The sequence below is a fragment of the Synechococcus sp. R8-2 genome (genome assembly GCF_047461715.1).
Lineage (GTDB): Bacteria > Cyanobacteriota > Cyanobacteriia > Thermostichales > Thermostichaceae > Thermostichus.
On record NZ_JANSHQ010000640.1, the window covers coordinates 1 to 1,159 of the forward strand.

At 62.5% G+C, this 1,159-nt stretch carries 1 protein-coding gene; it reads left to right on the forward strand.

What is annotated here, in order from left to right; genetic code table 11:
- Positions 1-136 precede the first annotated feature (136 nt).
- Positions 137-1,135 carry a 16S rRNA (cytidine(1402)-2'-O)-methyltransferase gene (gene rsmI, locus NW819_RS13410; RefSeq protein WP_414414049.1) on the forward strand — a complete coding sequence of 333 codons (999 nt, stop codon included), beginning with the start codon at positions 137-139 and terminating at the stop codon, positions 1,133-1,135.
- The last annotated feature ends 24 nt before the right edge of the window (positions 1,136-1,159 follow it).

Below are 1,159 nucleotides of genomic sequence, written 5' to 3' on the forward strand. Positions count from 1 at the left end.
TCCCGCTACCGCGAAAGGCAGATGCTTGGGTATCGGGGCACCGGCCAAGAGAGGTTAATCTGGGGATCCGAGGCGATCTCTAATTGCTCTAATTGGCTATTGTCTGGTTATCGGCAGCTCAGCCTTGGAGCTCGGGATGGAACACCCCACCGCCAGCCTTTACTTGGTGGCCACCCCCATCGGCAACCGCGAAGACATCACCCTGCGGGCGCTGCGGGTTTTGCGGGAAGTGGACTGGGTGGCGGCAGAAGATACTCGCCACTCCGGCCAGCTTCTTAAACATTTTCAAATCTCCGCCCGCCTCATCAGCTATCACGAGCACAACGCTGCCCAACGGATCCCGCAACTCCTGAAGTATCTGTCGGCGGGCCAGTCGGTGGCCCTGATCAGCGATGCCGGCACTCCTGCCATCTCCGATCCGGGAGAAGAGTTGGTGCGCGCCTGCATTCAGGCCGGGATCCCGGTGATCCCTGTGCCGGGGCCGGTAGCTGCTGTTGCCGCCTTGACCGCTTCGGGCCTGCCCACAGAACGATTCGTGTTCGAGGGATTTTTGCCGCTTAAACCCAGTCAGCGACAGGCCCGCCTGCAACAGTTGGCCCAAGAAGAGCGCACCGTCGTTCTCTATGAAGCCCCCCATCGCCTGCGCCAAACTCTGCAGGATCTGCTGGATCACTGCGGCCCAGAGCGGCAGATCGTGCTGGCGCGGGAGCTGACCAAGCTGTATGAGTCCTTCTGGCGGGGATCCCTGGCAGCAGCTCTGGAGCACTGCGCCGCCCAGCCGCCGCGGGGGGAGTTCACCCTCTTGCTTGAGGGATATGTGGGTGCCGTTCCCAGCCCTAACCCTGCCAGAGGCGGGACGGAGTCCTTGGATGGGCGGGGAGACAGTGAATCGGAAGCGGAAATTCGTCAAGAAATGGCCCGATTGCTGGCCGAGGGCCTGTCCCGGTCTGCAGCCAGCCGCCGGTTGGCCCAGCGTCTGCAGGGATCCCCCATCTGGACGCGGCGCCGCCTTTACAATCTATCCTTGCAGCTTGAGCCGCTCCCCAGTTCTGTGATTGCTGCGCAACGCTCTGGCGGAAAGGAGTCCTTTCCTGCGTGCGTCAGTTTCCAAGACGACGGCGAGACTGAGTCCTGAGGCGTTCGCGTTAGCGGGACGGAG

Excerpts from the sequence above, each read along its gene's own strand:
- rsmI (WP_414414049.1), top strand. The coding sequence starts at position 137 with ATGGAACACCCCACCGCCAGCCTTTACTTGGTGGCCACCCCCATCGGC.